Source organism: Nitratireductor sp. B36, from assembly GCF_020833685.1.
Lineage (GTDB): Bacteria > Pseudomonadota > Alphaproteobacteria > Rhizobiales > Rhizobiaceae > Nitratireductor.
This window is the reverse complement of record NZ_JACKZY010000002.1, coordinates 320,566-346,349: the sequence shown is the minus strand read 5'-3', so window position 1 is coordinate 346,349 and position 25,784 is coordinate 320,566. Positions and strand designations below refer to the sequence as shown.

23 protein-coding genes are annotated in these 25,784 nt (G+C 58.7%); 7 read left to right on the top strand and 16 right to left on the bottom strand.

Translation table 11 applies throughout. The annotated features are described in order from the left end of the window. Nucleotides 1-5 precede the first annotated feature (5 nt). On the bottom strand, nucleotides 6-1,517 hold the full coding sequence (araG, locus tag H7H48_RS08215) for an L-arabinose ABC transporter ATP-binding protein AraG (RefSeq protein ID WP_229448541.1): 1,512 nt from the start codon (nucleotides 1,515-1,517) through the stop codon (nucleotides 6-8). 102 nt (nucleotides 1,518-1,619) lie between these two features. Beyond that, nucleotides 1,620-2,603 (bottom strand): arabinose ABC transporter substrate-binding protein, encoded by a 984-nt coding sequence (locus H7H48_RS08210; RefSeq protein WP_229448540.1) that lies wholly within the window; start codon nucleotides 2,601-2,603, stop codon nucleotides 1,620-1,622. Between the two features lie 219 nt (nucleotides 2,604-2,822). Here H7H48_RS08210 and H7H48_RS08205 point away from each other — a divergent pair, with 219 nt between their 5' ends. Continuing rightward, nucleotides 2,823-3,545, top strand: a complete 723-nt coding sequence (locus H7H48_RS08205; RefSeq protein ID WP_255663659.1) for a FadR/GntR family transcriptional regulator — start codon at nucleotides 2,823-2,825, stop codon at nucleotides 3,543-3,545. A gap of 19 nt (nucleotides 3,546-3,564) precedes the next feature. After that, a complete protein-coding gene (gene dgoD, locus H7H48_RS08200) occupies nucleotides 3,565-4,713 on the top strand; it encodes a galactonate dehydratase (RefSeq protein WP_229448538.1) in 1,149 nt (382 codons plus the stop codon). Between the two features lie 36 nt (nucleotides 4,714-4,749). Here the strand turns inward: dgoD and H7H48_RS08195 are convergent, their stop codons facing one another. The 4 genes from H7H48_RS08195 to H7H48_RS08180 all read right to left on the bottom strand — a co-directional run bounded on the left by H7H48_RS08195 (nucleotide 4,750) and on the right by H7H48_RS08180 (nucleotide 8,529). Further along, complete coding sequence (locus H7H48_RS08195) at nucleotides 4,750-5,556, bottom strand: amino acid ABC transporter ATP-binding protein (protein WP_305082515.1); 807 nt, start codon at nucleotides 5,554-5,556, stop codon at nucleotides 4,750-4,752. Beyond that, nucleotides 5,553-6,503, bottom strand: coding sequence for an amino acid ABC transporter permease (locus H7H48_RS08190; protein WP_229448537.1), 951 nt, complete (start codon nucleotides 6,501-6,503; stop codon nucleotides 5,553-5,555). The genes H7H48_RS08195 and H7H48_RS08190 overlap by 4 nt, the downstream gene beginning before the upstream one ends. Before the next feature lie 38 nt (nucleotides 6,504-6,541). Continuing rightward, nucleotides 6,542-7,402 (bottom strand): ABC transporter substrate-binding protein, encoded by an 861-nt coding sequence (locus H7H48_RS08185; RefSeq protein WP_229448536.1) that lies wholly within the window; start codon nucleotides 7,400-7,402, stop codon nucleotides 6,542-6,544. Nucleotides 7,403-7,512: 110 nt separating this feature from the next. Further along, complete coding sequence (locus H7H48_RS08180; RefSeq protein WP_229448535.1) at nucleotides 7,513-8,529, bottom strand: isopenicillin N synthase family oxygenase; 1,017 nt, start codon at nucleotides 8,527-8,529, stop codon at nucleotides 7,513-7,515. 98 nt (nucleotides 8,530-8,627) lie between these two features. On the opposite strand from H7H48_RS08180, the gene H7H48_RS08175 reads away from it, so the two are divergent. Together H7H48_RS08175 and H7H48_RS08170 are read left to right on the top strand one after the other, a co-directional pair. Further along, nucleotides 8,628-9,572 (top strand): nucleoside hydrolase, encoded by a 945-nt coding sequence (locus H7H48_RS08175; protein ID WP_229448534.1) that lies wholly within the window; start codon nucleotides 8,628-8,630, stop codon nucleotides 9,570-9,572. Nucleotides 9,573-9,694: 122 nt separating this feature from the next. Beyond that, the gene (locus H7H48_RS08170; protein ID WP_229449213.1) at nucleotides 9,695-10,336 is read left to right on the top strand and encodes a TetR/AcrR family transcriptional regulator; all 642 of its coding nucleotides are present in this window, start codon (nucleotides 9,695-9,697) and stop codon (nucleotides 10,334-10,336) included. 18 nt (nucleotides 10,337-10,354) lie between these two features. On the opposite strand, the gene H7H48_RS08165 is transcribed toward H7H48_RS08170, so the two are convergent. Genes H7H48_RS08165 through H7H48_RS08150 form a run of 4 tightly spaced genes read right to left on the bottom strand, consistent with a single transcriptional unit; the run spans nucleotide 10,355 to nucleotide 13,911 of the window. Next, nucleotides 10,355-11,098 (bottom strand): copper homeostasis protein CutC, encoded by a 744-nt coding sequence (locus H7H48_RS08165; protein WP_229448533.1) that lies wholly within the window; start codon nucleotides 11,096-11,098, stop codon nucleotides 10,355-10,357. Then, nucleotides 11,082-11,984 carry an ROK family protein gene (locus tag H7H48_RS08160; RefSeq protein WP_229448532.1) on the bottom strand — a complete coding sequence of 301 codons (903 nt, stop codon included), beginning with the start codon at nucleotides 11,982-11,984 and terminating at the stop codon, nucleotides 11,082-11,084. The genes H7H48_RS08165 and H7H48_RS08160 overlap by 17 nt, the downstream gene beginning before the upstream one ends. A 47-nt stretch (nucleotides 11,985-12,031) precedes the next feature. Next, complete coding sequence (locus tag H7H48_RS08155; RefSeq protein ID WP_229448530.1) at nucleotides 12,032-13,363, bottom strand: GAF domain-containing protein; 1,332 nt, start codon at nucleotides 13,361-13,363, stop codon at nucleotides 12,032-12,034. Then, on the bottom strand, nucleotides 13,360-13,911 hold the full coding sequence (locus H7H48_RS08150; protein WP_229448528.1) for a hypothetical protein: 552 nt from the start codon (nucleotides 13,909-13,911) through the stop codon (nucleotides 13,360-13,362). The genes H7H48_RS08155 and H7H48_RS08150 overlap by 4 nt, the downstream gene beginning before the upstream one ends. Before the next feature lie 398 nt (nucleotides 13,912-14,309). On the opposite strand from H7H48_RS08150, the gene H7H48_RS08145 reads away from it, so the two are divergent. Then, nucleotides 14,310-15,710, top strand: a complete 1,401-nt coding sequence (locus H7H48_RS08145; protein WP_229448527.1) for an FAD-binding oxidoreductase — start codon at nucleotides 14,310-14,312, stop codon at nucleotides 15,708-15,710. 70 nt (nucleotides 15,711-15,780) lie between these two features. On the opposite strand, the gene H7H48_RS08140 is transcribed toward H7H48_RS08145, so the two are convergent. The 4 genes from H7H48_RS08140 to H7H48_RS08125 are packed head-to-tail and all read right to left on the bottom strand — an operon-like array spanning nucleotide 15,781 to nucleotide 20,563. Further along, on the bottom strand, nucleotides 15,781-16,959 hold the full coding sequence (locus H7H48_RS08140; protein WP_229448526.1) for an OpgC family protein: 1,179 nt from the start codon (nucleotides 16,957-16,959) through the stop codon (nucleotides 15,781-15,783). A 9-nt stretch (nucleotides 16,960-16,968) separates the two neighbouring features. Then, nucleotides 16,969-18,786 carry a glucans biosynthesis glucosyltransferase MdoH gene (gene mdoH, locus H7H48_RS08135; RefSeq protein ID WP_370633353.1) on the bottom strand — a complete coding sequence of 606 codons (1,818 nt, stop codon included), beginning with the start codon at nucleotides 18,784-18,786 and terminating at the stop codon, nucleotides 16,969-16,971. A 36-nt stretch (nucleotides 18,787-18,822) separates the two neighbouring features. Next, on the bottom strand, nucleotides 18,823-18,978 hold the full coding sequence (locus H7H48_RS08130; protein ID WP_223021356.1) for a hypothetical protein: 156 nt from the start codon (nucleotides 18,976-18,978) through the stop codon (nucleotides 18,823-18,825). After that, nucleotides 18,962-20,563 carry a glucan biosynthesis protein gene (locus H7H48_RS08125; protein WP_229448524.1) on the bottom strand — a complete coding sequence of 534 codons (1,602 nt, stop codon included), beginning with the start codon at nucleotides 20,561-20,563 and terminating at the stop codon, nucleotides 18,962-18,964. The genes H7H48_RS08130 and H7H48_RS08125 overlap by 17 nt, the downstream gene beginning before the upstream one ends. A gap of 304 nt (nucleotides 20,564-20,867) precedes the next feature. Between H7H48_RS08125 and H7H48_RS08120 the strand changes: the two genes are divergently transcribed. Continuing rightward, complete coding sequence (locus H7H48_RS08120) at nucleotides 20,868-21,650, top strand: SDR family oxidoreductase (protein ID WP_229448523.1); 783 nt, start codon at nucleotides 20,868-20,870, stop codon at nucleotides 21,648-21,650. A 7-nt stretch (nucleotides 21,651-21,657) separates the two neighbouring features. Here H7H48_RS08120 and H7H48_RS08115 read toward each other — a convergent pair whose 3' ends face one another. Both H7H48_RS08115 and H7H48_RS08110 read right to left on the bottom strand, forming a co-directional pair. Continuing rightward, nucleotides 21,658-23,013: a GH1 family beta-glucosidase gene (locus tag H7H48_RS08115; protein WP_229448522.1), complete on the bottom strand. Its 1,356-nt coding sequence runs from the start codon at nucleotides 23,011-23,013 to the stop codon at nucleotides 21,658-21,660. 38 nt (nucleotides 23,014-23,051) lie between these two features. Next, on the bottom strand, nucleotides 23,052-24,122 hold the full coding sequence (locus H7H48_RS08110; RefSeq protein WP_229448521.1) for a LacI family DNA-binding transcriptional regulator: 1,071 nt from the start codon (nucleotides 24,120-24,122) through the stop codon (nucleotides 23,052-23,054). Between the two features lie 286 nt (nucleotides 24,123-24,408). Between H7H48_RS08110 and H7H48_RS08105 the strand changes: the two genes are divergently transcribed. Then, on the top strand, nucleotides 24,409-25,764 hold the full coding sequence (locus H7H48_RS08105; RefSeq protein ID WP_229448519.1) for an ABC transporter substrate-binding protein: 1,356 nt from the start codon (nucleotides 24,409-24,411) through the stop codon (nucleotides 25,762-25,764). The last annotated feature ends 20 nt before the right edge of the window (nucleotides 25,765-25,784 follow it).

Here is a 25,784-nt window from a genome sequence, read left to right as displayed (position 1 = left end):
GCCTCTTAACCGACCGACGCGGCGCTGGCCTCGTCCGGCAGCGCGGCGGCGAGGATGGATTGTTCGTTGAAGTCAGCCCGCCCGATCTCTGCGCTGATGCGCCCTTCGCACATCACGAGGATACGGTCGCAAATGCCCATGACTTCGGGCAATTCGCTGGAAATGACGACTATGGCCATCCCCTCCTCCGCGAGCTGATAGAGAATGTCGTAAATTTCCGATTTGGCACCGACATCGATGCCGCGCGTCGGTTCGTCGACGAGTAGAACCCGGACACCCTTTTCCGAAAGCCAGCGGCACAGGATGACCTTCTGCTGGTTTCCGCCGGACAGGTTGATGATGTCCTGCTTACGCGACGGCGTGCGCACCCTGAGCTTCTTCAGGAAGGTCTCGGCGACCTCCCCCTCCTGGCGCAGGTCCAGCACACCGAAGCGCGTCAGGTGCCTGCGCGAAGAGATAAGGATGTTCTCTTCGAGTGAACGGCCCTGGATGATGCCGTCGAACTTGCGATCCTCGGAGCACAGAACGACCCCCTTGCGGATCGCCTCCGCCGGTTGGCCTGACCCGATGTCCACGCCGCCGACACGCACCTGGCCGCCGGCGCGCGGATCGGCACCACTGATCATGCGCAACAGCTCCGAACGCCCCGCGCCAATGAGGCCGAAGAACCCGAGTATTTCCCCTTTTCGCGCCTGAAAGGAGGCTGGAACGGGCAGCTTCTCGCCATGAACCCCGTCCACCTCCAGTTCGACCGCTCCGACGGGACGCGCGCGCCACCCCCAGATATCGCTGATTTCACGCCCGACCATTTCGGAGACGATTTGCTCGCGCGTGACCCCTTCGATTGTCTCGTGATGGGCAGCAAGTCTGCCGTCGCGCAGAACCGTGAGGCTGTCACAGAGGCGGAAGACTTCGTCCAACCGATGGGAAATGTAGAGAATGACGCGGCCATCCTCCCTCAGCCTGTCGATCAGGGTGAAAAGAATTTCGCTCTCACGAGAGGATAGCGAGGAAGTCGGCTCATCCAACGCGATGACACGCGCATCCAGCATGACGGCTTTCGCGATTTCCACCATCTGGCGTTCGCCGATGGAAAGCTCTGCAACCTTGCGCGTCGGATCGACCGAGATTCCGGCAAGCTCGAGCTTGCGCCGGACATCCTCATACATGGCACTGAAACCGATGACGCCGCCGGTTGCAGGAAACCGTCCAAGGCAGAGGTTCTCAGCGACTGTCAGCCCCGGCACAAGCTGCAATTCCTGATGGATGACAACGACGCCAGCATCGAAGGCATCGCGGGTCGACTGGTAGTTCTGCGTCTCACCGTCTATGCGCACAGTGCCTTCATCGGCCGCTGCGTCGCCAGAAAGAATGCGGATCAGCGTGGATTTCCCTGCTCCGTTCTCGCCCATCAGCCCGTGAACCGCGCCTTTGCGAACTCCGAAAGAAACGTCGGAAAGCGCTTTAACGCCGGGATAACTCTTCGAGATGCCGGAGAATTCGAGATAGGAAGACATGAAGCCGGCTTCCTCCAAAGCGTAGCCAGTGTCGAACCCCGCCCGACAGGCGGGAGGAAAGCAGCCGGCATGAATACAAGCCGGCTGCATGGAAGCCGTCGGCTATTCGATGCCGAGTTCCTTGCGGACATCCTGGTAGTTGTCGCGCAGCGCCAAAGCGCCGGACGTCAGGATCAGCTTCTCAGGCTCCTTGCCGTCGACAATCCACTCATACATGTTGAGTGCAGTTTCATAGCCATGGCGCTTCGGCGAAATGATCACCGTTCCGAAGAAACCCGTTGGCTCGGGCTTCTTGAATTCGTTGATCGCCGAATCTGCACCACCAATGCCCACGCCGATCATGCCATCGGCGCCGATTCCCACGCCTTCAGCAGCGCGTACTGCGCCGAGGACAGCCTCATCGTTGAGGCCGAAAGCGACCCAATGCTTGATGTCAGCATTCTTGTTCAGAACCACGGTGGCTGCATTGAGAGCGGCCTCGGTGTCTGTACGTGCCTGCGGCGCATCGAAGATGTTGGCTTCCGGGAAGCCAGCCTCTTTAAGCTTCGCAATTGCCCCTTCGACCCGATCGACTGCAGTCGGAAGCTGATCGTAGGAAACACGGATCGCCCCGACCTTGCTCATATCCCAACCGCGATTCTTGATCTCGGCAACGATGGCTTCACCGGCCGTCTCGCCGATCTTCACGGCCGAAATACCCATGTGAGGCACATCGGCGAGAGGCTCGCCATCGGAACCGACCAGCCTGTCATCGACGGTCATCAGCTTGAGACCATTGGCGGCGGCCTTGGCGACAATACCCGGCCCGAGCTTCACGTCGGGCGTACAGATGATAAAGCCCTGGACACCCTGAACACCTAGGTTATCGATGGCAGACATGACTTTCTCGCCATCTTCCGCACCGATTTTGACCAGCGTGAAGCCTTTTTCAGAAGCCGCGATATCAGCAAACTTCCATTCATCCTGAAACCACGGCTCTTCCGGCTGCTTAACCAGAAAACCGATCTTCACTTCGTCGGCCAAAGCCGACCCGGCCAGAAGCGTGCCGGCAATCGCAGCCATTGCTGCGGTTTTCAAAAAACGCATGAGAACCTCCCTGTTGCTCTGCGACGCCCTCCTGAGAGCGGATGAAAATTACGTCCAATTATCATATTAGTCAATTGCATTTGTATGATAAATAATGCTATTGATTTGACAACGAACAAAAGACGGCCATGACTGCCGACAAGAACCCCTCTCGCGGCTTTCCCAGAAAGCCGACGGGAAAGAGAATGTGGAGGCAACAGGACAGTGACCGTTTCAACCATGGAAGCTCCGGCGGGTAAGCTGATCCGCCCACGGGTCCGCTTGTCAGTGGCGCAGTCCCTTGCCCAGGACATATTTTCGGGAAAGTTCGCGGAGGGCTCCAACCTGCCCCGTGAGAACGATCTTTGCGAAGAATATGGCGTCAGTCGCACGGTCATCCGGGAAGCATTGAAAATCCTTCAGGCCAAGGGTCTGGTTGTAAGCCGCCCTCGCATCGGGACCATCGTGTGTCCGCAGGACGAATGGAACATTCTTGACAACCAGGTCCTTGAATGGATTGGCCCCAATCTCGACAGGATGGGGTTGGTCGACTGCATTTTGGAGGCGCGCGGCGCGATTGAGCCGATGGCGGCAGAACTGGCCGCGCGGCGGGCCACGATGCAGGAAATCGCCGATATCGAAGCGGCGTGGCAGGCGATGGCGAAGGCCGGCAACGATGTCGAAGCCTTTATCGCCGCCGACACCGTCTTTCATGAGCTCCTTCTGAAAGCCAGCCACAACCGCATTTTCCAGCAGTTTGGCGCTCTCATGGACCCGGCTTTGAACTTCATGCTGTCGACCTCGGCGCACTCGGCCGAGAATCTCGAAGAATCGATCGGGCAACATGGGGCACTGGTCGAGGCGCTGCGATTGCGCGACAGCGAAGGTGCACGCAAGCTCGCCCTCGCCCTCATTGCCAAGGCCAAGCATGACGTGAGTGCCGCCCGATCTGTTAAACCATAACCAAAAAAGACACGTTTTCATGAAGATCACCAAGCTCACCACGTTCCTTGTTCCGCCGCGTTGGCTCTTTCTCAAGATCGAAACTGACGAAGGGATTTCCGGCTGGGGCGAACCCGTTCTGGAAGGTCACGCTGCAACGCTCGCAGCCAAGATCGAAGAGTTCTCCGATTTTCTGATTGGCGCCGATCCCATGCGGATCGAAGACATCTGGCACATGCTCTATCGCAATGGATGCTATCGTGGTGGGCCGGTGCTGATGAGCGCCTTGTCAGGCATCGACATGGCGCTCTGGGACATCAAGGGGCAATATTACAACGCTCCCGTCCACGACCTCCTGGGCGGTGCCGTTCGCGACAAGATCCGCAGCTATTGCTGGATCGGCGGTGACCGTCCTTCAGATCTCGTTTCCGGCGCGAAAGACCTGATGAAACGTGGATTCAGCGCCTGCAAATTCAACGCCTGCGCGGAAATGCAGATCATCGACAGCTACAAGAAGCTCGATGGCGTGGTCCAGCAATTGTCGGATCTGCGTTCTGCTGTCGGGACCGAGATGGACCTCGCTTTCGATTTCCACGGCCGGGTTCACGCACCAATGTCGAAGCAATTGCTGAAGGAAATCGAGCATCTCAGGCCGATATTCATCGAAGACGCGGTCGATTCCGCTCATATCGGCACGCTGGCCGATCTCTCCCGTCAGACATCCATCCCTCTGTGCATCGGCGAGCGGCTGCATTCGCGCTTCGATTTCAAGCCGGTGTTCGAACAGCGGGCAGCAAGCGTAATCAACCCGGACACCGCACATGTCGGCGGGATCTCCGAAATGCTGCGCATCGCACACTGGGCCGAAGCCTATGATGTGGCCCTTGCACCGCATTGCCCGTTGGGACCGATCGCGCTGGCCGCCTGCCTTCAGGTGGATGCCGTCTGCCACAACGCCTTCATCCAGGAACAGAGTCTCGGAATTCATTACAACGCCACGCAGGACATGGCCGACTATCTCGAGCCGGGTCATGGTTTTGAACTGGAGGATGGCTTTCTGAAAATCCCCAGGGGACCCGGCCTCGGCATTCGGGTGAACGAGGAGTTTGTGCGAAAGCAGGCGGAGATCGGGCATCGCTGGCGCGCACCTGTGTGGCGTCACGAGGACGGATCAATCGCCGAATGGTGACCGGGCGCTTCTGAAACAGGCTCGGAAACGGCGTCTCTAAAGAACCTTTGAGAGGAACTCCCGTGTCCTCGGCGACTGCGGGTTGGCGATCATCTCGCGCGGGTCCCCCTGCTCGACGATCACGCCGCCATCCATGAAAATGAGCTGGTCGCCGATTTCGCGGGCGAAGCCGATCTCGTGGGTGACAACGACCATGGTCATGCCGGCTTCGGCGAGATCACGCATCACCTGCAGAACCTCCCCCACAAGCTCGGGGTCGAGTGCGGAAGTGGGTTCATCAAACAACAGCACCTTTGGCTTCATCGCCATGGCGCGCGCGATGGCCACGCGCTGCTGCTGACCGCCTGACAATTCTCGCGGATACCGGTCGACCTTTTCGGACAGCCCCACCCGCGCCAGAAGCTCCAGAGCTTCAGCCTTTGCCTGTTCCGCCGGCATCCGACGCACATGGATGGGCGCTTCAATGAGGTTCTCCATCACCGTCATGTGAGAGAACAGATTGAAGGACTGAAACAGCATGCCGATCTCGGCGCGCCGCTGGCATAGCTCGTCGTCCTTCACCTCGTAGAGACGATCGTCACGCAGGTCGTACCCCACAAAGGCGCCATCGACGAGAAGAATGCCACCGGTGAGCTTTTCCAGATGGTTGATGCAGCGCAGAAACGTGCTTTTTCCGGAGCCGGACGGGCCGATGATGCAGGCAACCGAGCCGGTTGGCACATCGATGTCCACGCCCTTGAGCACCTCAAGCTGACCATAGGATTTGCGCACGCCGCGGGCAAACACCATGGAGTTCTCCGGCACGCCAAAGCGCACGCGATTTTCGCTTGGCGTGTTGCTCATGCTGAAAATTCCTTGGCACGAGATCCGATTGCATTGCGAACGACGCGCAGAGCCCAAGAATCCGTCCGGGTCTCGCTGCGCCCGAAATGGCGTTCCAGAAAATGCTGCCCTACCGACATGATGGACACGACCGCCAGATACCAGAACGCGACCACGATCAGCAGCGGGATGGTCTCGAAGGTGCGCGCGTAAATCGACTGCGCCGAATAGAAAAGGTCATCGACCGCGATAAAGGTCACGAGCGAGGTCATCTTGAGAAGATTGATCGCCTCATTGCCCGTGGGCGGCACGACGAAACGCATGGCCTGCGGCAGGACAATGCGTTTCAGGATGTTGCGATAGGGCATGCCAAGCGCGCTTGCCGCTTCCGATTGCCCAGAAGGCACCGACTTGATGCCCGCACGGATGATCTCGGCCATATACCCCGCTTCACAGAGCGACAGGGCGACAACGGCAGAGAAGAACGGCGTCATGAAGTCATTTGTGCGGATCGAGAACACCTCGCCGACAAACGGCAGCGTCAGCGAAAATTCGCGTACCAGAAGCGCCAGATTGAACCAGAAGATGAGCTGGATCAGCGCCGGGACGCCGCGAAAGAACCACACATAAGCCCCTGCGAAGCCACGCAGGACGGGGCTCGGAGAAACCCGCATGACGGCCACCACCGTGCCGATGATGATGGCCAGCGCCATGATCACCACGGTCAGGATCAGCGTGTTCAGTAGACCCCGCATGATCGACGGATGGAAGAGATAGCCTGCGGCTGTCTCCCATCCAAAAGCCGGGTTCACGGCGAAAGCGCGCAGAATGAAGAACGAGAGCACCAGGGTGAGTGCCGTACCGATCCAAATGCCATAATTGCGGCGCGGCACCACGACGAGACGGTCGACATCCGCGACCAGGGAGGATGGCTGGGGGCGAGTTTCGCTCGCGTCGACCTTGCTCATCGTTTCTCCAAATTCACTGCAATGACGCTATGGGCCGATCACTCGGCCCGCAGCGCTTCCATGTCACCGACGAAATAGGGTTCCTTGATCGCATAGGCGCCCATTCCGTATTTCTCGAGGATCGACTTGTAGGTGCCGTTCTCGAACAGTGCGGAAAGGGCCGAAACCATCATGTCGGCGGTCGGCTTGTCGTCCTTGGCGATGGCGAGGCCGAGCGGCGCAACGTCATAGAGCGTCGGCAGAACGACAAGCTGGCCCTTGCTCGTAACCTCGAAATAGCTGGAGGAGGTGGCATCGTCCATGCGCGCATCAACGCGGTCGGCAAGCACGGCCTGAATAATGTCGGTTGAGGAATTGAACACCGACTTGTCGATCGGCTCCAGCCCCTTCTCCGTGCATTCGGCGGTCAGCTTGTCGACGAGGAAGTCAGACGCACTGCCGGCCGAAACGCCGACGCGCTTGCCGCAAAGAGGCAATTCCCCTGTGAACTCATCCTTCTTTTCCGGTGATGTGGAGGCGGCAATGCCGGCCTTGATGAACATCACGAAATCGACCTGTTTCAAACGATCCGGATTGGCCGAGAAGGTTTCCCAGGCAATCTTGAAGCGACCGGCAGCCAGACCCGGGATCATCGACGGGAACGGGGTTCGCTGAACATCAAGCTCGGCATCCACAAGCTTGGCGACTTCGCCGGCCAGTTCGATGATGATGCCGGTCGGCTTGCCATCGGCATCGAGATATTCGAATGGCGCGAAGTCGATCGTGTTTGCGACCGTTAGCTTGCCCGTCTCTTCGACCTCCGGCGATTTCGAAACATCGGCAGCCATTGCCGAAACGCTCCAGCCACCGATCACCGCGGCAAGGCCGAGCCCCGTCAGACGCGTAAAATATGTGTTCATACCCATTCTCCTCTGGATTTATTCTTATATGCCGGCGCCCGGCTGTCTAACCCTTTGCAAAACGGCCCTGCGGCCCGCGGAACCGTCAGGACCGTATCCAGCTGCGCTTCTCAGCCAGCGGCGCTTTCCTGCGCAGCCTTCTTCTTGCGGTAATGGTAATTTTTATCGATCCGCTCCATCAGGTAGTCGCCATAGAGCACCGGCTCGTATTTTGGTGTGGCACCTTCCGCGACACAGGCCGGCAGGGCCTCAATCAGCGCTTCCATCGATGGGTCGAAGAAGAAGGGCTGTGAATAGCGTTCGCGGCCCGAACGATTGATCACCCGGTGCGGCGTGGAGACAAAGACGTCGTTCGACCAGCGGGCGAGAATGTCGCCCACATTCATGACAAAGGAATTGGGGATCGGCGGCGCAGGCACCCAGTCGCCTGCCTTGTTCTTCACTTCAAGTCCCCCGACGTCATCCTGTGCGAGCAGCGTTATGAACCCATAATCGGTATGTGGCGCAGAACCGAAAAGCCCCTCTTCCGCCTTCTGTGTCGGGTAGTGAAGAAGCCTCAAAAATGTCGTCGGATCTTCAAAATGCGCGTTCAGTTCGTCTGGCGAAAGCCCCAGTGAAATGGAGATAGCGGCGACCATCTTACGGGCCAGCATACTCATCTGTTCCACATAGCGCTCGATGGTTTCACGAAACTCCGGCAACAGCGCCACATCCGGCCACTGGTTCGGCCCCTGCAGCGGCTTCTCGGCCAGCGCACGTGGATCGTTTGCATCCACCTCGTGCATGAAGAAAATCGATTCGCTCTGATTGGGCTTGCTGACGGCGGCCACAGACGAGGTAACGATCGTGGAACCGGCAAACGGCAGATAGCCACGGAAATTCTTGTCTATTCGCAGCTTGAGCTTTTCATCTTCAGAAAGAGCAAAGAACTGCTTGCTCGCCTCACGAACCGCCTCGATATCGGATTGGGGGATCGGATGGCCGACAATGTATAGAAAGCCGATATTCTCAAGATAGCCGCGCAGGCTTGACGCAACCGCGCGCACCGCCTCCTCATCGCCGTCATACAGACCGGAAACATCGAGTACGGGAATTTCCGAAAACTCACCGCGTGCACTCATTGACATGGCCACCATCCCAGCTTGAACATACCATACAGTACTGTATTTATGCATATCGAATTGTGGTCGGCAATAGCCGAGGCAGACGGAATTGGACAACGAGCATGGCGCCAAGAAAAATCATCATCGATACAGACCCTGGACAGGACGATGCGTTTGCTATCCTGTTCGCTCTGGGCTCGCCTCAGGAGCTTGAAGTGGTCGGCATCACAACAGTCGGCGGCAATGTCCCCCTTTCGCTGACCACCAGGAACGCCCTCAAAGTGGTGGAGTTGGCGGGGCGTCCCGATGTCCCCGTCTTCGCGGGGTGCCCGGCTCCCATGGTGAAGAAGCTGATGACGGCGGAATACGTTCATGGCGAGACCGGCCTCGACGGCGCAGACCTGCCCGAACCGGTAACCCCCGTACAGAACGAGCATGCGGTCAACTGGCTCGTGCGCACGATTATGGCCGCGCCCGAAGGCGAGATCACCGTTTGCACCCTCGGGCCGATGACCAACCTCGCCATGGCCATGACCATGGAGCCGCGCATCATCCCGCGCATTCGCGAAGTGGTGCTGATGGGCGGTGGTTTCTTCGAAGGCGGCAATGCCACGCCGGCAGCAGAATTCAATATTTTCGTGGATCCGCATGCGGCCCACAAAGTCTTCCATTCGGGCGCACCAGTCACCATGGCGCCGATTGACTGCACCTACACCGCGCAGATGACACCGGAGTGGCTACAGGCACTGCGCGCCACAGGCAGCCGCGCGGCCCTGGAAGCCGCCAACATGGCCGATTTCTATTGCCAGTATGGCGACCACAAATTTCCCACCAAGGCGCGGCCGATCCACGATGCCTGCGTGACGGGCTATTTGCTTTCCCCGGAGATCTATGAACAACGCCAGTGCTATGTCACCGTCGATATTTCATCGTCCGAGACCATAGGCATGACCGTCGTCGACTGGTGGCACGTCACCGGAAAGGAGAAGAATGTCAACGTCCTCCGACGCATCGACCCGGCCCCGTTCTTCGATCTGATGCTCGAGCGCATCAGCGCCCTCCCATAAGGCATGGGATGACCCCGCGCTCAACTTCTGCTAGCGGAAGCCGGGTCGCCATGGTCCAAATCTGGGTTCCGGTCACACATGAGGCCGGCAACCCATCCGAAGTGGAGAAAGCGTTGGCAAGAATGACGAATGCAAAGCCCGCCTCGGACCCAAAGTCCTCCCCGCGCCAGACGCTGAGCCGCGAAGCCTGGGTCAAGGCCGCGCGCAAGGTCCTGGAAAAACGCGGCATCGCCGAGGTCAAGATCGACCGGCTCGCCCGTCACTTCAAGGTTACGCGCGGCAGTTTCTATTTTCACTTCTCCAGCCTGAAGGATCTCCACGACGAACTGTTGAACGAATGGCGCCGCGCGAACTGCGCGCCCTTCGAGGCAAAGCGCGACGTCACCGACATCGACGGCCTGCAGTTCTTCACCGAGATCGTTCATATCTGGGTGGACGAAAAGCCCTTCAGCCCATTGCTGGACCTTGCCGTACGCGACTGGTCGCGCACATCAAGGGCGCTGGGACGCGAAGTGGCGGAGATGGATGACCTGCGCATCACGCTGCTGCAGCGCGCTTTTCGCGCCATGGGGTATGGCCCTGAAGAAAGCCTCGTGCGGGCGCGCCTCACCTATTTCCACCAGATCGGCCAGTATGCACTTTCCTTCAAGGAAGACCCCGAGCAGCGCAAACGCCATGGCCCGATCTATGGCAAGGTTCTATTGGCACCGCTCGTTCAGGAACCAAACCTGCCAAAAGACTGGCAAGACACGGACGGCAAATAGTTCGCCCAGCCCGAAACCTTAGTTTGCCGTCTGTTCGGCGAGTTCAAGACGTTTCAGCACGTCTTTCATATCACGAATTGTCCGCGCGGACGTTTGCCGCTCCACGCTGCGGGAGAAGCCCAAGCCGGCAATCTTTTGATCGCTCCTGAGCGGCACGCTGCACGAGGCATGGAACGAGCGAATACGGGTTGAGCGCGCAATCTCGCCCAGATTTTCCGGCGTCAGACCTGAACCTGCCATGATCTCGATGCGATCGCCTGCATGGGCACACATGGCAGCAAGCGCATCCTGCCCCTCCAGAACCGACGGAGCACCGCCGGACGTCAAAATTCTTTCAAAACCGAGCGCAACAGCAAGGTCAATTGCCACCAGCCGGTCCTCCACCGTGTCGATGACACGATGGAGCGTGCGCCCCATGCCGGCACTTGCTTCGCTCAGTATTTCAAGTGCTTCCTTGTCAAGCACCCCGTCGACTGCCGCCGCTCCAAACACAACGCCTGCGAGACCAGCCTCCTGTGCGGCCGCAATATCATCCCGCATCAGAGCGATCTCCCGCATGCTGAAGCAGAAATCTCCCTGGCGTGGCCGGATCATCGCGTAGGCAGGCACGCCGCATTTGGCTCCCGCCCGCATCAAGCCATAAGAGGGTGTCAGCCCGCCAAGTGGAAGTGCCGCGCACAACTCAATACGGTCGGCCCCACCCTCGACGCATGCTTCCACTCCCTCCAGAGTGTCGACGCAAACCTCAAGGGTTGCCCGCATCGTGTGACTCCCTTGCAAAAATCGCAGCCCCGATCAGTGCGCTCTCAACTCCACCCGGTACAGGGACCAACAATCGGCCACTGCGTTCTATGAGGCAGCGCTGACGCACCTCGGCATCGAGTGCCTCCATGAGCAGTTCGTCCTGTGCCAAGCCACCACTGACCGGCACGATGGAAGGGTCGACCATATTTACCATGTTGGCCAATGCTCCACCGACAATGTCGAGAAACACGTCAACGGTCCGCGTCGCTTGTTCTCCTCCGCCATGCCATTGCTCAAGAATTTCATAGCTATCGCTCTCAAGGCCATGGAGGTGCTCGTGCAGTCGCTCAATGCCGCGCGCGGCACCAAGCGTGTCAACACACCCCATCTGTCCGCACCCGCATTCAATGGCAGGCAGGAGTGTTCCTGTCCGCATGGCGCTTGCCGGCCCATGCCCCCATTCACCCGCATTGCCCGTTGCACCTGTCATCACTTTCCCGTCGATAACGATCGCACCACCGATACCGGTACCAATAATTGCCGCCAGAACATGCCGATGACCGGCACCGACCCCTGCCCTGGCCTCGGCAAGCGCAAATGCATTCGCATCGTTCATGACATGAACCGGACGCCCTAAAGTTTCATTCAGATCCCTGGCGAGTTTTTGGCCTGTAATGCAGGGAATATTGGCGCTGCGCGCCAAGCCGGTATGCGGGTCGATCACCGCGGCGATCGAGACGCCAACAGGCGTCGTGCCTTTCCCCGCCATTGCCTTCACGGTCTCGCGAAACGCACCATAATCTCCCACGGGTGTGATCTGCCGGTGGCGGATGACGGGCCTTTGGTTTTCTCCCATATCGGCAACAACGGTTTTGGAGCCGCCGATGTCAAAACAGCATATCATTTCAGCTCTCTTGTGCTGGCTGCATTGAGCAATGCTTGAATTCCTTCTCAGGTCTCCTCCAGTAAAAGCTTGCCTTCCACCAGAAATCGAAAGCGTCCACGACCGCATTTGTCGATGACGATACCGGCCCCACGTTCGCTTAATCGTCGCTGAAGCAAAAGCAGCCGCGCCTCCAGATTGTCGATGTAGTCGGGCAACCGCAACGCTGGGTCGAGACGCAGTTCCCGGTTGGTGAAGGCGACACGCCCACTCTGCGCATGTTCCCGCGCGAGCTTCCAGAGGATCGCGCCCGCGACACCACGAATGATGTAGACATCATCGACAAACACCGAGTTGTCGACCCTGTAGTGACGGAGCCGGATGGCCTTGCCTGCGGTTGCGTTGCCGGACGGAGCCGGCTGCATGCGCTCGGCAGTCTCTTCTTTCTGCAAAAGGGCAACCCGTGCAGACACCAACTCCGAAATCAGCGTGAGCGCATCCTCTTCGTCATAGCCAAACTGGTTGGGCTCTGTGCTTTCGGCAAACAGCACCCCCATTGTTTGGTCCTCACACAGAATGGGAACGGCAATCTGGCTCTGCGGCGCCTCAAGACCAGGGAAGGCAATTGCATTGGCACATTCCCACTCGAGCCCGGCCGCCCTGGCACTATCCAGAACGGCAGCGCGATAGGTATACTGCGACGTCATATGCCCGATGCGAATGGGCACGCGCTGTGCGGCTGCGACCCCGATCACGCCATCCCCAAGGCCAACTTCGGAACCGATGCCGGAGAAGGGATAACCACGCGAGCTGACCGTGTACAGGCGTTTGGAAACCTGATCGAGCATCAACACCATGGCATGCTCGATTCCGAAGTGCTGCTGCAGGCAGGCAAGCAGCGTATCGAACAGCTCCCCCATATCCGAGGCGCGTGAGAATTGCTCGCAACTGCGCCGTGCGGCCGCCAACGCATTGCGTTTCATGGGCCTGGCGATCACCTCGCTCGCGACCGGTTCTATCTCACGCACACGAAACACATCGGAACCAAGCAGGCGGAAAACATCTTGCATGCCGCTATGCGAGGCAATTCCTGCAAGCTTGGCACGCATGATCTCAAACAGTGGACCGCTCGTCTGCGTTTCCAGATACTCCAAGGTGAGGCGATACTGCGCATTCGTATCCGGGTCGACAACCGTGACGGAACCCAGTCTGGTCGCGAGCAGATTGCGGCGGGTCTTGTTGAAGAACTGATAGGACAGTGCAACGTGATCGGGATCGACATATTGCACATGTGAAATCAAAGACACATTGGGGATACCGTCAACGTCAGCCGTGGCGAGTATCGAAGGAACGATGCCCTCAAGCGCATTGCGTATCTCGGGGAGCCAGGTGGTGGTCATTTGCGCAATTCCGCCCCAGCCCCCGGCCCCGGGGTCTGCACAAAAGCGGCCACCGGATCAAAATCGAGCGCCACGAGATCATCCACGTCGACCGCACAGTATGCTTCAGTGAACCTGCGGGCATAATCCACGTCGCGAAGTTCCTGTTCCAGCCCGGCCGATTGCTCCACAGCAGCCTGCCTGTCACTCAGTGTGGGTTCGCCAGTGGCAGGGTTGATCCCCTTGATCTGGATGGATCGATGGGTAAGCGGTTGGCTAAAGGTGACGGCGATGGGGGCGTCCTGATCCGCTGCAGCAATAATCGCATGATTGCTTCTGCGTAACAGGAGGATGCGCATGCGCCCGTCTTCCAGAACACGACAAGCGCAACCTTGACCGCTCAGCGGCACATTGCCCCTGCCCCCAACAGCGATAATCACACTGACACCGCTCTGGCAGAACTCCGCGAGTTCTGCCGAAAGAACGCTGCCAGCGCCGAGATCATCAGTGCAAGCGCTGAGCGCCGCCAACTCGGCTTCAGGAGAATGAGGGCGCTGTGCGCGCGGCATGTTTGGTTTCGCCTTCCCTGGATCGCATGAGGGATGCAGCCCCCCAAGGCCCACCCCGACGCGCATGGACGCTATTTAGCATTTTTTTATGATCCCTTGCAGCTAGATTTAGCAGGCTGCGGAAATCCCGGTGGACTATTCGACTGGCCATTCGCTGCCGCGTTCATTGCAACGACAGCAGCGATCAACCCGAAGCAACCGCGAGGAAGAAGCGCGAAGACGCTCGCCAAAAACATGGCGCGGGGATGCGCAGGTCTGGGAACATGTCTGAACCCTTCCCTGATCGCCGCCCAGAACGTCTGAACGCTGGGTCTGAGCTGTTGTGTGCGGTGTAGCGACCAAAGACGGGGCGCCTCACCCGCATGGGACACCGAAATAGTTCAACCAGGATATACAAAATGAATTATCTCATTCGTCCAGACTCGGATTTATCCGATTCAACAGGGCTCCGCCTGAAACCGCTTCTGAGTGAAGTCAGGGGCAAGCCTATCCGTCCTTCGGATGCCGAGTATGAACAGGCTCGGACACTCGCAAACAACAACTGGAACCACCAACCCGCGTTGATCATGCGTGTGGCCGACGCGCGCGATGTGGCACTTACGCTTCGCTTTGCCCGGGAACAGGGCATTGAAATAGCGGTGCGAAGCGGAGGACACTCGACATGCGGCCACAGCTCCTGTTCCGGGGGCATTGTGATCGATCTGCGCGACCTGAACGCGCTTGAATTCGCACAGGATCAAAGCTGGGTTTGGGCTGGTGCCGGTCTCACTGCTGGCGAGGTGACGGTCGAGGTCGAAAAGCGCAAGCTCATCGTTGGTTTTGGGGACGCGGCCACGGTCGGCATTGGTGGGCTCACCCTCGGTGGCGGCATAGGATATATGGTTCGCAAGCACGGTTTGACAATCGACTCCGTCCTTGCCTTCGAGGTGGTTACAGCCGCAGGTGAAGTCCTGATTGCTGACGCCGACAATCATCCAGATCTCTTCTGGGCTCTCAGAGGCGGTGGTGGCAATTTCGGTGTCGTGACACGCTTCAAATACCGACTTCATCCGCTTCCCGAATTCACCGGCGGACCGCTCATCCTTCCCCTGACGCCTGAGACACTAACCGGTTTTGTAGCGGCAGCGGAGGCGGCGCCCGATGAACTCTCGACCATCGCGATGGTGATGCCGGCACCTCCCATGCCCTTTTTGCCGCCGGAAATGGTTGGGAAAACGGTCCTCATGGGCATGATGGCCTTTGCCGGACCGGTCGATCAGGCTGAGAAGGCGCTCGCTCCCTTCAGGGCGCTGGCAAAGCCGATAGCAGACCTCGTTGGGCCGGCCCCTTACAGCTCAATGTATATGCCCGATGACCCGATCCTTCATCAGTCGGTCTCCATACGCACCACGTTCATGGATGGGATCACGAAGTCGCAGGCGGAAAAAATGCTTGAGTTGATCGAAGGCAACGAAGCCCCTCTTCGCATGATCCAGGTCCGGGTACTGGGCGGAGCAGCAGCCCGGATCGCACCGGAGGCCACCGCTTTTGCGCATCGGCAGCGAAAGATCATGACTGTGTTTCTCGCGATTGATACCCCGGAAACACTGGCGCGAAATGAAGAATGGGTCTCTCAGTGCCTGAAGGAACTGGGCGATAACGGTCTCGGCGCGTATGTAAATTTCCTCGCCGACGAAGGCGATCAGCGCATCCGTCATGCGTATCCGGAGGCGACCTGGAACCGCCTGCGGCAGATCAAACACCGATATGATCCGGACAATATCTTCCGGCTCAACCAGAACATTCCGCCCGCAGTTTAGGGTCTGGGCGGGATCCAGCGCAACCAGCGCCGGGGGCACTCCCCCGGCCCTGGCACTGCCTCACATTTGGTCAAGCGCTCTCGCGAAGACGCTCTTTCTCGGTCGGTCCTGGCATGAATTTGCGTTCGGCGGCTCGCCGCGCTTCCTTTCGCTCTGCCTTCTGTCTGGAAAGGAACAGGGCGAGCGCGTATTGCAGGCAAATCCCGACAGCCAGCAAGACGGTATCAGAAGCGAAATTGGTCTCAAAACGCAAGCGCAGGATTTGCAGCACGATTGCGAGAACCGATCCGGAGGCGAAAACGGCGAGACCGTTCCTCCCCATCAGCTCGATCGGCCGGAAAACCGGCCATTGAAAGGCCTTGACCACCCAGGCGACATTGGTCAGGACATAGGCAAGCGCGAGCGCGTGGAGGAGCCGCGGCAACGCCAGAAAGGTCTTGTCAAAGCCCGCAATGAAGAATGGCAGAAACTTGCGCCCCGGCAGCGCACCGGCCTTGAGCAGCACCCAGATGCACGAGAACGCCAGAAACGCGACGCATAACCAGAACAGCCACGCGCGATAGGGTACGAGCTTTCTACCCTCAAGCATGCAAAGGCCGCCCGCAATCCCCACCGCGTAGATCAGTTGCCAGGCTACCGGATTGAAGAACCACCCCCCCGGATTCGGGTAATTGGGCAGATTCAGACGGAAGGTTCCCGCAAGCAACCAGACAACAACGGCCACTGCGATCAGCGCCCGAGGGCTGCGCAGGCCAATCATTATGTAGAATGGCGACACTAGCAAAAGCACGGCGTAGAGCGGGAGGATGTTGAAGTATCCAAGCTGGTGGCCAAGGAGCGGCACACCGACCATGGTTTGCAATGGTTTGGTCAGAAGCGGACCAAAATTGATGCGACCGAGCATCTCGAAGACGCCGAAATACAGCGCCCCGCCAGCGACCAGCGCAATGGCCAGAAGCGACGACACGATATGCGTGACATAGAGCAGTCCTGCGCGCCGCCAGACCTTCATGCAGGACGCAAGGAACGCTCCCTCGCGAAATCCGCGCGAATACGCAAGCCCCACGGCAATGCCTGACATCAGAACAAATGCCTCGGCGGCGTCAGAAAAACCGAAATTGCGGGATGTCAGGTTCTCATAGAGATTTCCCGGCACGTGATTGATGAAGATCGTGATCAGAGCGAGACCACGAAACACGTCCAGGCGCTGGTCACGGCCAACGCTTGCGGGGATGAAGGGGGCATTCATAGGGCAGCCTCACTGCTCCGCGTCAGCGGGCTCGAGCGCCGGTTCTGTCACCGGCTGATTTGCGGGCGCAGGCTCTGCAGCGCCTCGCCAGTAAGAAAGAATTGCTTCCTGACGCAAGACCACCGGCGATGGCGCGCGATCGTCTGCTGTCTGGAAGAGCCCGGTCTCCCCAGCCTCGATCGCACTCCACGAACTGAGATGGATGAGAACTGGCGAAAAAACCTGCGGTCCGGCCACCAGAAGAAGCCAGCCCACATATTCGGGGGCGAACTGGAAAGCGAGGCCCAGCGTAACGAGACCCGTGGCACTGATCCACCAGCTTGCAGACCACGCTTCAGAAAGACTGACAGAGCCGGCTTCCCGATCAGTCGCAGGCCATCCACCATCGAGACCGAGAAACACTTCCACCACCGCACGGCACTGATACATCAACATGATCGGCGCAAGCAGGCTCGTCGATAGTATTTCCGTCAACGTGTTGAGCAAAGCCCGCCCAGTGCCGCCAAACCGCTCATTCACACCGCTCAAAGCGCCACGCAGGACAATGAGAAGTTTCGGCCCGATCAAGAGGCCGAAAACCCCGACCAGCAGGGTAAGCGCGAGTCCCTGTTCAACCCGCGGAAAAACCGGGAACAGCCCCGGTTCAGGAAAATAATCCGGCACACCCTTCAACACCGGCGCAGCGATTGAGGCCATGATGAAGAGAGCCCAAAGAGGCGATGCAACATAGGCCATGATGTTCTGGACAAAGACGAACCGGCTCCACGGCTTCAGGCCGGGGGCCACCATCACCCGAGCGTGTTGAAGATTGCCCTGGCACCAGCGACGGTCGCGCTTGGCAAAGTCCACCACATTGTCGGGGCCCTCTTCATAGGAACCGGAAAGATCCGGATCGACGCGAACGATCCACCCATTGCGGCTCAGAAGCGCGGCTTCCACATAGTCATGGCTAAGAATATGCCCGCCGAAAGGCGGGGTTCCAGACAATTCCGGCAGCCCGCAGCTTTGAGCAAACGCGCGCGTGCGGATAATGGCATTGTGGCCCCAAAACGGACCAGCCTCACCCTGCAGGGATGCAAGGCCGCGTGTATAGATCGGGGAATAATAGCTGGTGGAAAATTGCATCGCACGTCCGAAAAATGATCGTGCGTGAACGATCTTGGGCAGGGTTTGAAGCAATCCCAGCCTGGGTTCGCAATCCATGCGCCGCACCATCTCGGCCATGGTGGAGCCTTCCATCAGACTGTCCGCATCGAGAACGATCATATAGTCGTACAATGCACCGGACGATCGGATAAAGTCGGCGATATTCCCGGCCTTCTTGCCGGTATTTTTCTCGCGACGGCGGTAATAGATCGCCGTTTGCGCCCCACTCTCCACCAGCAGACGCTGGAACCAGCGCTCCTCCTCAGCCGCAACGCGATCATCGTTTGTGTCCGATAAGATCGCGAAATCAAATCGACCGGCGGCACCCAGCGTGTGGAGGCTGCCGATCATCGCGGCCACATGGGAAAAGGTTTTGACCGGATCTTCGTTGTATACGGGAACCAGAACCGCCGTGCGCGCCTCTGTCGGCGCCAGTTCGAAAGGCTTGTGCTTTTCTGAAATGGGAGAGGTCAACAGGCCGTTGAACGCGTAAGCTGCGCCCCAGGCCAGCCAGGCTGTGCTGGCGGCCAGAAGAACAATACGGATGGCGTCGATCCATTGAATGCCGTCGGCGGAAAAATAGCCGACCGCAAGCGAAGCGACGAGCCCCGCCATAAGCAGGCAGAAAAGGATCGACAAAACGCGTCTTACGCTGACCATCACACTCTCGCGGCGTTCAATGACCGCCCCTTTCGGGGGTCACGTGCGTACCCGGCTTTACTTCCACGCCAATCTTTTGAGCAGGATGGAGAAAAGCGCCGGACGAGCGCGCCGGCGTTCAAGCACCTGCTCGGGCATCGCCATGGGAGCCACCGGCAGAGTGTGACGGAGAGGCGTCATCGGCTGGCTATCCGTCTCACGAACGTGCATCATCTGTTTCTCTCCACTGATAACTCCAGATTTCGGAAAGGCGTTTGTCATCGAGCTTGAGGTGCCCGCTCATTTCGACAGGACCCGCACCGTTCGGCTTCAGGTCAATCACCAGACGCCACATGCCGTTGCTCTCGATGCGGGAAACCGCCGAATGGGCAATCTCGCCCCGGCTGACGTTTACAACTGCTTCAATGTTTGAATCGCCGGGAAGGTTCCGCAGGACTTCACCATCAAAATCCACGACGAACTTGCGCAACCCGTCCTCGTTCTTGACGCCCGAAACACCACCCTCTCCGCTGCGAAGCGCCATAACTCTGGCGAACCGGTTGGTCGGTTCGTCGATAGCGCCCCACGTCAAGCGGTAGTTGAATTCCAGGGCATCGCCGGCCTTGACGTCTCTTTCAGGGACCCAGAACGCGACAATGTTGTCATTGACTTCCAGGTCGGTGGGGATCTCCACCAGAGTAATGTTGCCACGCCCCCAGGCCTCGAGCGGCTCAACAAGCAGTGACGGCCTGCGTTCGTAGTGAGCGCCGGCATCCTGGAAATGCGCGAAATCACGATCACGCTGATAAAGCCCGAAAGCCTGCGGGCTGTCTTCAGAAAAGAAGGATGTTGCGAGCTGGGAGGGATTGTTCAAATTACGCCACAGCTCGTCACCGTCCTTGCGAACGATCTTCAAACCATCGCTGTCGTGCACCTGCCCGCGATAGTCATCGAAAGCGCTGTCATTGTTCTCAGCAAAGAGGAACATGGATGTCATTGGCGCAACGCCGAGGCGCCCAATATCCTTGCGGGCGAAGAGGCGTGCTGTCACCGTCATGACGGTGTTTCGCCCAGGCGTTATGACAAAGCGATAGGCGCCGGTCACACTTTCGCTGTCCAGCGCCGCATAGACAACCACTTCCTTGCTGCGCCGATTTGGCTTCTCGATATAAAAATCGGTGAAACGGGGGAACTCTTCCCCATTCGCGGTAGCTGTATCGATGGCGAGACCACGCGCCGACAGCCCATAAAGCGTGTCCCGCCCCAGCGCACGAAAATAGCTTGCACCGAGGAATGAGACCAACTCATCCATCACATCAGGAGCGTTGAGAGGGTAGTGAAGCCGGAAGCCGGCCTCACCCTCCATCACGAGATCTTCGAAACGGGCCGGATCGAGCGGCTTGCGATACTCGAAATCACGACCGGTGAAGAGGATCGGCTCGGCCTTATCCGCCTCCACCGCGTAGAGGCGAACAGGCTCCTTGAACAACCAGCCCATATGGAAGGCCTGAAGCTCGAATGGGGCCTCCCCCTGCCACAGGGCGTGATCGGGCCGGAAGCGAATCGCCCGATGCTCATCATAGGTCAAGCTGGCTATCTGCTCCGGCAACTTGAACTCAGCCTTTGAGAATGGCTCGGAAGCTTTGCTCTTCATCGCCTCCGTGAGAGCTTCAAAGGAAAAGGCCTGTGCCTTTCCTTTCTCGTCAACGCCTTGCGGCGCAGGATTCTCGGCGCGCGCCTGGGTTGCAAGAGCCGTCAGGCTGGACGTACCCAACAGCGACGCTGACAGGCAGGAAACAAGGAAGGATCGTCGGTCCATATATGGAGCTCGTATGCAAGAAAACTTAGGGTGAAGCCGCGGCACAAACCACGCGCTTTCAACGCATTAATTGCGGTTTTGTTTCGGCACTGGACATAACATTCGAAGACTGACCGTTACCAAGATTTGAAGGCACAGCGCGGAGCGGCGGATCGCTGTACAGCTTCCCCTCAAGACTTGCAATCCTGTTCTGAATCGTGCCCAATCGCACCGTCTCACCTAAGGTGAGCAAACCCACCACAAGCCGTCATGGCCGAATTGGATAAAAGGCTGTTGGCGGTGCATCAATCCGGGAAATTTGCCGATGGATCTAGGACTTAAAAACAAGCGCGCCCTCGTGCTCGGCGCAAGCCGCGGCCTCGGCGCTGCCATTGCCCAGGGGCTGGCGAAGGAAGGCGCGACCGTGGTCGCAGCCGCACGCAGCAAGGACAAGATCGAGGCTTGGGCGAAGGAATTGCCGGCAAGCGCAGGCGCCGTCCAGGCCTATGAGCTGGACCTTTCAGATCATGCCGCGATCGACGATTTGGCCGACAAGCTCCTGGCCGAAGGGGGCGTCGACATTCTCGTGAACAACACAGGCGGCCCTCCGCCCGCTACGGCTGTCGATGCAAAACGCGGCGACTGGATCGCGAATTTCGAAACAATGGCTGCCAACATATTTCATCTCACCGGGCGGCTCCTGCCAGCGATGCGCGAGCGCAAATGGGGCCGCATCCTCACCGTCACCTCTTCCGGCGTGGAGCAGCCTATTCCCATTCTGGCCCTCTCCAATGGTATCCGTTCGGCGATCGTCGGCTGGTCGAAGACGCTGGCGACGGAGGTTGCGCGGGACGGCGTTACGGTCAACATCCTGATGCCGGGACGCATTCACACCCAGCGCGTCGTCGAACTCGACACAGCGGCGGCCAACCGTTCCGGCAAACCGCTGGAGGAAGTTTCCGCTGCGGCCGCAGAATCTATCCCGATGGGACGGTATGGCGACCCTGAGGAATTTGCCAACATGGCAGTTTTCCTTGCCTCCGAGCGGGCCTCCTATGTGACAGGCACCAAGGTCCGCATTGACGGCGGCGCGACGCGTTCGGTCTGATCCGGTTTCAGCGTCTCAACGCACGCCCAAGCGCATGCCATGATGCCTTGGGTGTGCGCTCGAGTGTTTTGAAATCGACGTGCACGAGGCCAAAGCGTTTTTCATAGCCGAGCGCCCACTCGTAATTGTCCAGAAGTGACCAGACGATGTAGCCCTTCAGGGGAACGCCCGCGCTCAGGGCCCTGCGCACTGCACCGAGATGTCGGTTGAGGAAATCAATGCGGGCAACATCATTCACTTGCCCGTTCATCACCTCGTCGGGCGAAGCCATACCGTTCTCCGTCACAAAGATCGGCAGCCCCTTGGTGTAGCTCTCATGCACCCAGGTGATGAAGTGATGCAGACCATCAGGGTAGATTTCCCAGCCCATTTGGGTTTTGGGCAATGGCCCTTCCACTTCCTTCAGTGCAGGGAATTGGTCTGACTCATCCGCGGCAATCAGCTTGCGCGTGTAATAATTGATCCCGAGCCAGTCGACGGGCGCGCCAATTGTCTCGAAATCCTTCTCGAAACCCTCTGGCATATGGGGTCCAAGCCCCTCAAGCACATCCTCCGGATAGGCTTTGTTGAACACACCTCCGAGGAACCAGCGATTGTATATGCCATCGTAGAGACGCGCGGCCCTTCGTGCTTCCGGACGATCATCCGCAGGTGCCGCAAACTCGAAATTGGCAACCAGACCCAGATTGTTCATACCCAACGCGCGCATCGCCTGCGTGGCACAACCGTGCGCCAGGAGCACGTGATGCATGGCGCGGGCAGTCGCACGAATATCGCGCAGGCCCGGCGCATGCTCGCCCATGAAATGACTGAGCCAGGCCACACACCACGGTTCATTGATCGTGGCAGCGGTCGCCACGCGGTCGCCGATGCGTTTCATGACAACATTGGCATAATCGGCGAACCAGGCCGCGATATCCCTGTTGCGCCACCCGCCGAGATCTGCCAGCGGCGCTGGCAGGTCCCAATGATAAAGCGTGGCGAATGGCTTCAAGCCTCGCTCGAGCATGCCGTCGACGAGACGGTCATAGAAATCGAGCCCTGCTTCATTGACTGTGCCGCGCCCCTCCGGCAACACACGCGACCAGGAAGTGGAGAAACGATAACAATCGAACCCGGCATCGCGAACCAGGTCGAGATCGCTTTCCCATCTGTGATAGTGATCACAGGCCGTCGCCCCGCTTTCCCCGCGCACCGTGTTCCCTGGCGTTGCTGCGAACGTATCCCAGTGCGACACACCACATCCACCAAATCGGCTACCCTCGATCTGATGGCCAGAAGTGGCCGTTCCAAAGATGAAATCGTCCGGAAAATCCGCACGAGAGAATTCAAGCTCCATGATTTCCGTGTCTGTGGCGGACATGAGGGGTTCCCGGGTTTGCCTTGGATGAGGAGCCAGAATCAGCGCCGCCGAGGCGGAGCAGTGGTCTGGCCTATGACGAAATCGGCCTCCCACAATTCGCTTTGGAGCGGGCCATGCGGATTGTCGATACGGTCTAGAAGCATCTGCGCCACACGCTTACCGGCCTCGCGGATGGAGGAGCGCACTGCAGTGAAGTAGGGGATGTCCGGCACCCTGCCTCCGAAACCGGATCTGCAGCCGGACTGCAGGAACGACAGGCAATCGTCGAAGGCGATGACCGAAACGTCTTCACCTGCCCGCAGGCCCAGGTCTGCCAACGCCCGGGTCACGCCCATGGCCGGCAGGACACTTGCCACGACGATCGCGGTCGGAGGCTCGGCAAGTTCCATCAATGTCCGCATTGCGTGGTAACCATAGGGCTCCACCATGTCCGAACTGTGCATCAGCCGCGTATCCGGCGCGATGCCGGCCTCCTTCAGCGCAGCTTCATAACCCTGACGCCGACGATCTGCGAAGTTCATGGTCTCCAACCCGTTGATGAGCGCAATCCTTTGATGGCCCAGATCAAGCAGGAAATTCGTGGCTCGATGGAAGGCTCGACGGTTGTTCACATCCATCCAGCAATAATCCGCCCCTTCTTCGTCACTTCGTCCGTGGACGACAAAGGGGAGCCCGAGTGCGTTGAGGATCGCAATGCGGCTGTCCCCTGTCAGGGGACCGTGAACCACCACTCCGTCCACGCGCTGGTCATCCACCAGATCCCGATAAATGCGCTCCTGTTCTTCAAGGGACGCGAGCCGAAGAAGGATGTCATATCCATTCTCACCGTAAACTTCCCCGGCCCCGGCAATGAAATCAGCGAAATGCGGATTGATCATGATATGCTCGGACAGGCTTACCACATGACCGATCATGCGCGACTTGCCCGTCGCAAGGCTCGCTGCACTTGGGCTCGGTCGATAGTTCAGTCGCGCGGCTGCTTCCACCACCCGGGCACGTGTTTTCTCTGCCACCTCTGGAAAACCATTCAGCGCCCGTGAAACAGTCGTTTGCGACAGCCCCAGACTTTCCGAGAGCATTTTGAGATTGATCGCTTTTCGGGCGGGCAACGCATCTTCCTTTTTTTCAAAGCGCTTTAAAAATTCGTGTCACAGCCCTTCGATCAGATCAAGTCCTTCATTCAGCGGAATTTAGGACACCAAGAGAAATGAAGGTATTTTTTCCAATTTCCTGCGTTTTTTCCAGGGCAATTTGAACACCCTCTTGACTCCAAAACCCTGCGGATTGATGCTGCACATATCCAAAGCGCTTTGAATTTCGTTTAAAACGTTGTCATTGCGCCGGACATGCAGAACCCCGAGGAGGAGCGGCCTTGTGCCGCGATGTGGAGGAACCATGAAAACGTCCATGATTGTCGGCGCGCTCGCTCTGGCGCTCGCCGGCACCACTGCTCATGCCGCCGACCTGAAATTCACCCCCGGCGAGGATGCCCGCTTCAACTGGAAAAGCTATGAGGACTTCCAGGCAGAATATGATTTCTCCGGACAGGAGCTAAACATCTTCGGCCCGTGGCTGAGCGCCGATAAAGACCTGTTTGAATCGATCACCGCCTTCTTCGAGGAAGCCACGGGTGCCACGGTGAACTATTCAGGCTCCGATTCCTTCGAACAGCAGATCGTTATCGACACACAGGCTGGGAGTGCACCGAACATTGCGATTTTCCCGCAGCCCGGCCTCGCTGCCGATCTCGCATCGAAAGGCCTCCTCGTACCGCTTGGCAACGATACCGCCGAATGGATGAAGGACAATTACGCGGCGGGCCAGTCCTGGGTCGACCTTGGAACCTACAAGGGCAACGACGGGACGGACGCGTTTTTCGCCTTTCCCTACAAGGCCGACGTGAAGTCGCTCGTCTGGTACATTCCCGAAAACTTTGAAGACGCGGGCTATGAAGTGCCGCAAACCATGGAAGAGCTGAAAGCGCTCTCCGAGCAGATCGTCGCCGATGGCGAAACACCCTGGTGCATCGGCCTCGGTTCGGGTGGTGCAACCGGCTGGCCCGCGACCGACTGGGTGGAAGACATGATGCTTCGCACGCAGCCGCCGGAAGTCTACGACCAGTGGGTGCGCAACGAGATCCCCTTCAACGATGAACGCGTCATCGCCGCAATCGAGGAGTTCGGTGCGTTCGCCCGCAATGACGACTATGTCGATGGTGGCGCAGGCGCCGTAGCATCAACCGACTTCCGCGACAGCCCCAAGGGTCTCTTCGCCGTACCGCCAAAATGCTACATGCACCGACAGGCGTCCTTCATTCCATCCTTTTTCCCCGAAGGCACCGAACTTGGCCGCGATGCAGACTTCTTCTATCTGCCCGCCTATGCGGAGAAGGATCTCGGAACACCACTCCTCGGTGCAGGAACTGTCTTTGCGATCACGAAAGACTCTGAGGTGGCACGCGCCTTCATCGAGTTCCTGAAAACACCGATCGCACACGAACTCTGGATGGCGCAAAGCGGATTCCTGACACCCCACAAAGGGGTCAATGCAGACGCCTATTCCAATGACGCACTGCGCAAGCAGGGTGAAATCCTGACCAGTGCGACGACCTTCCGCTTCGACGGATCCGACTTGATGCCGGGCAAGATTGGCGCCGGCGCATTCTGGACCGGCATGATTGACTATGTTGGAGGCAAATCCGCCGAGGATGTCGCCTCGGACATCCAGAAGGAATGGGACGCCATCAAGTAGGCGTAAGCATCCGGCGGTCC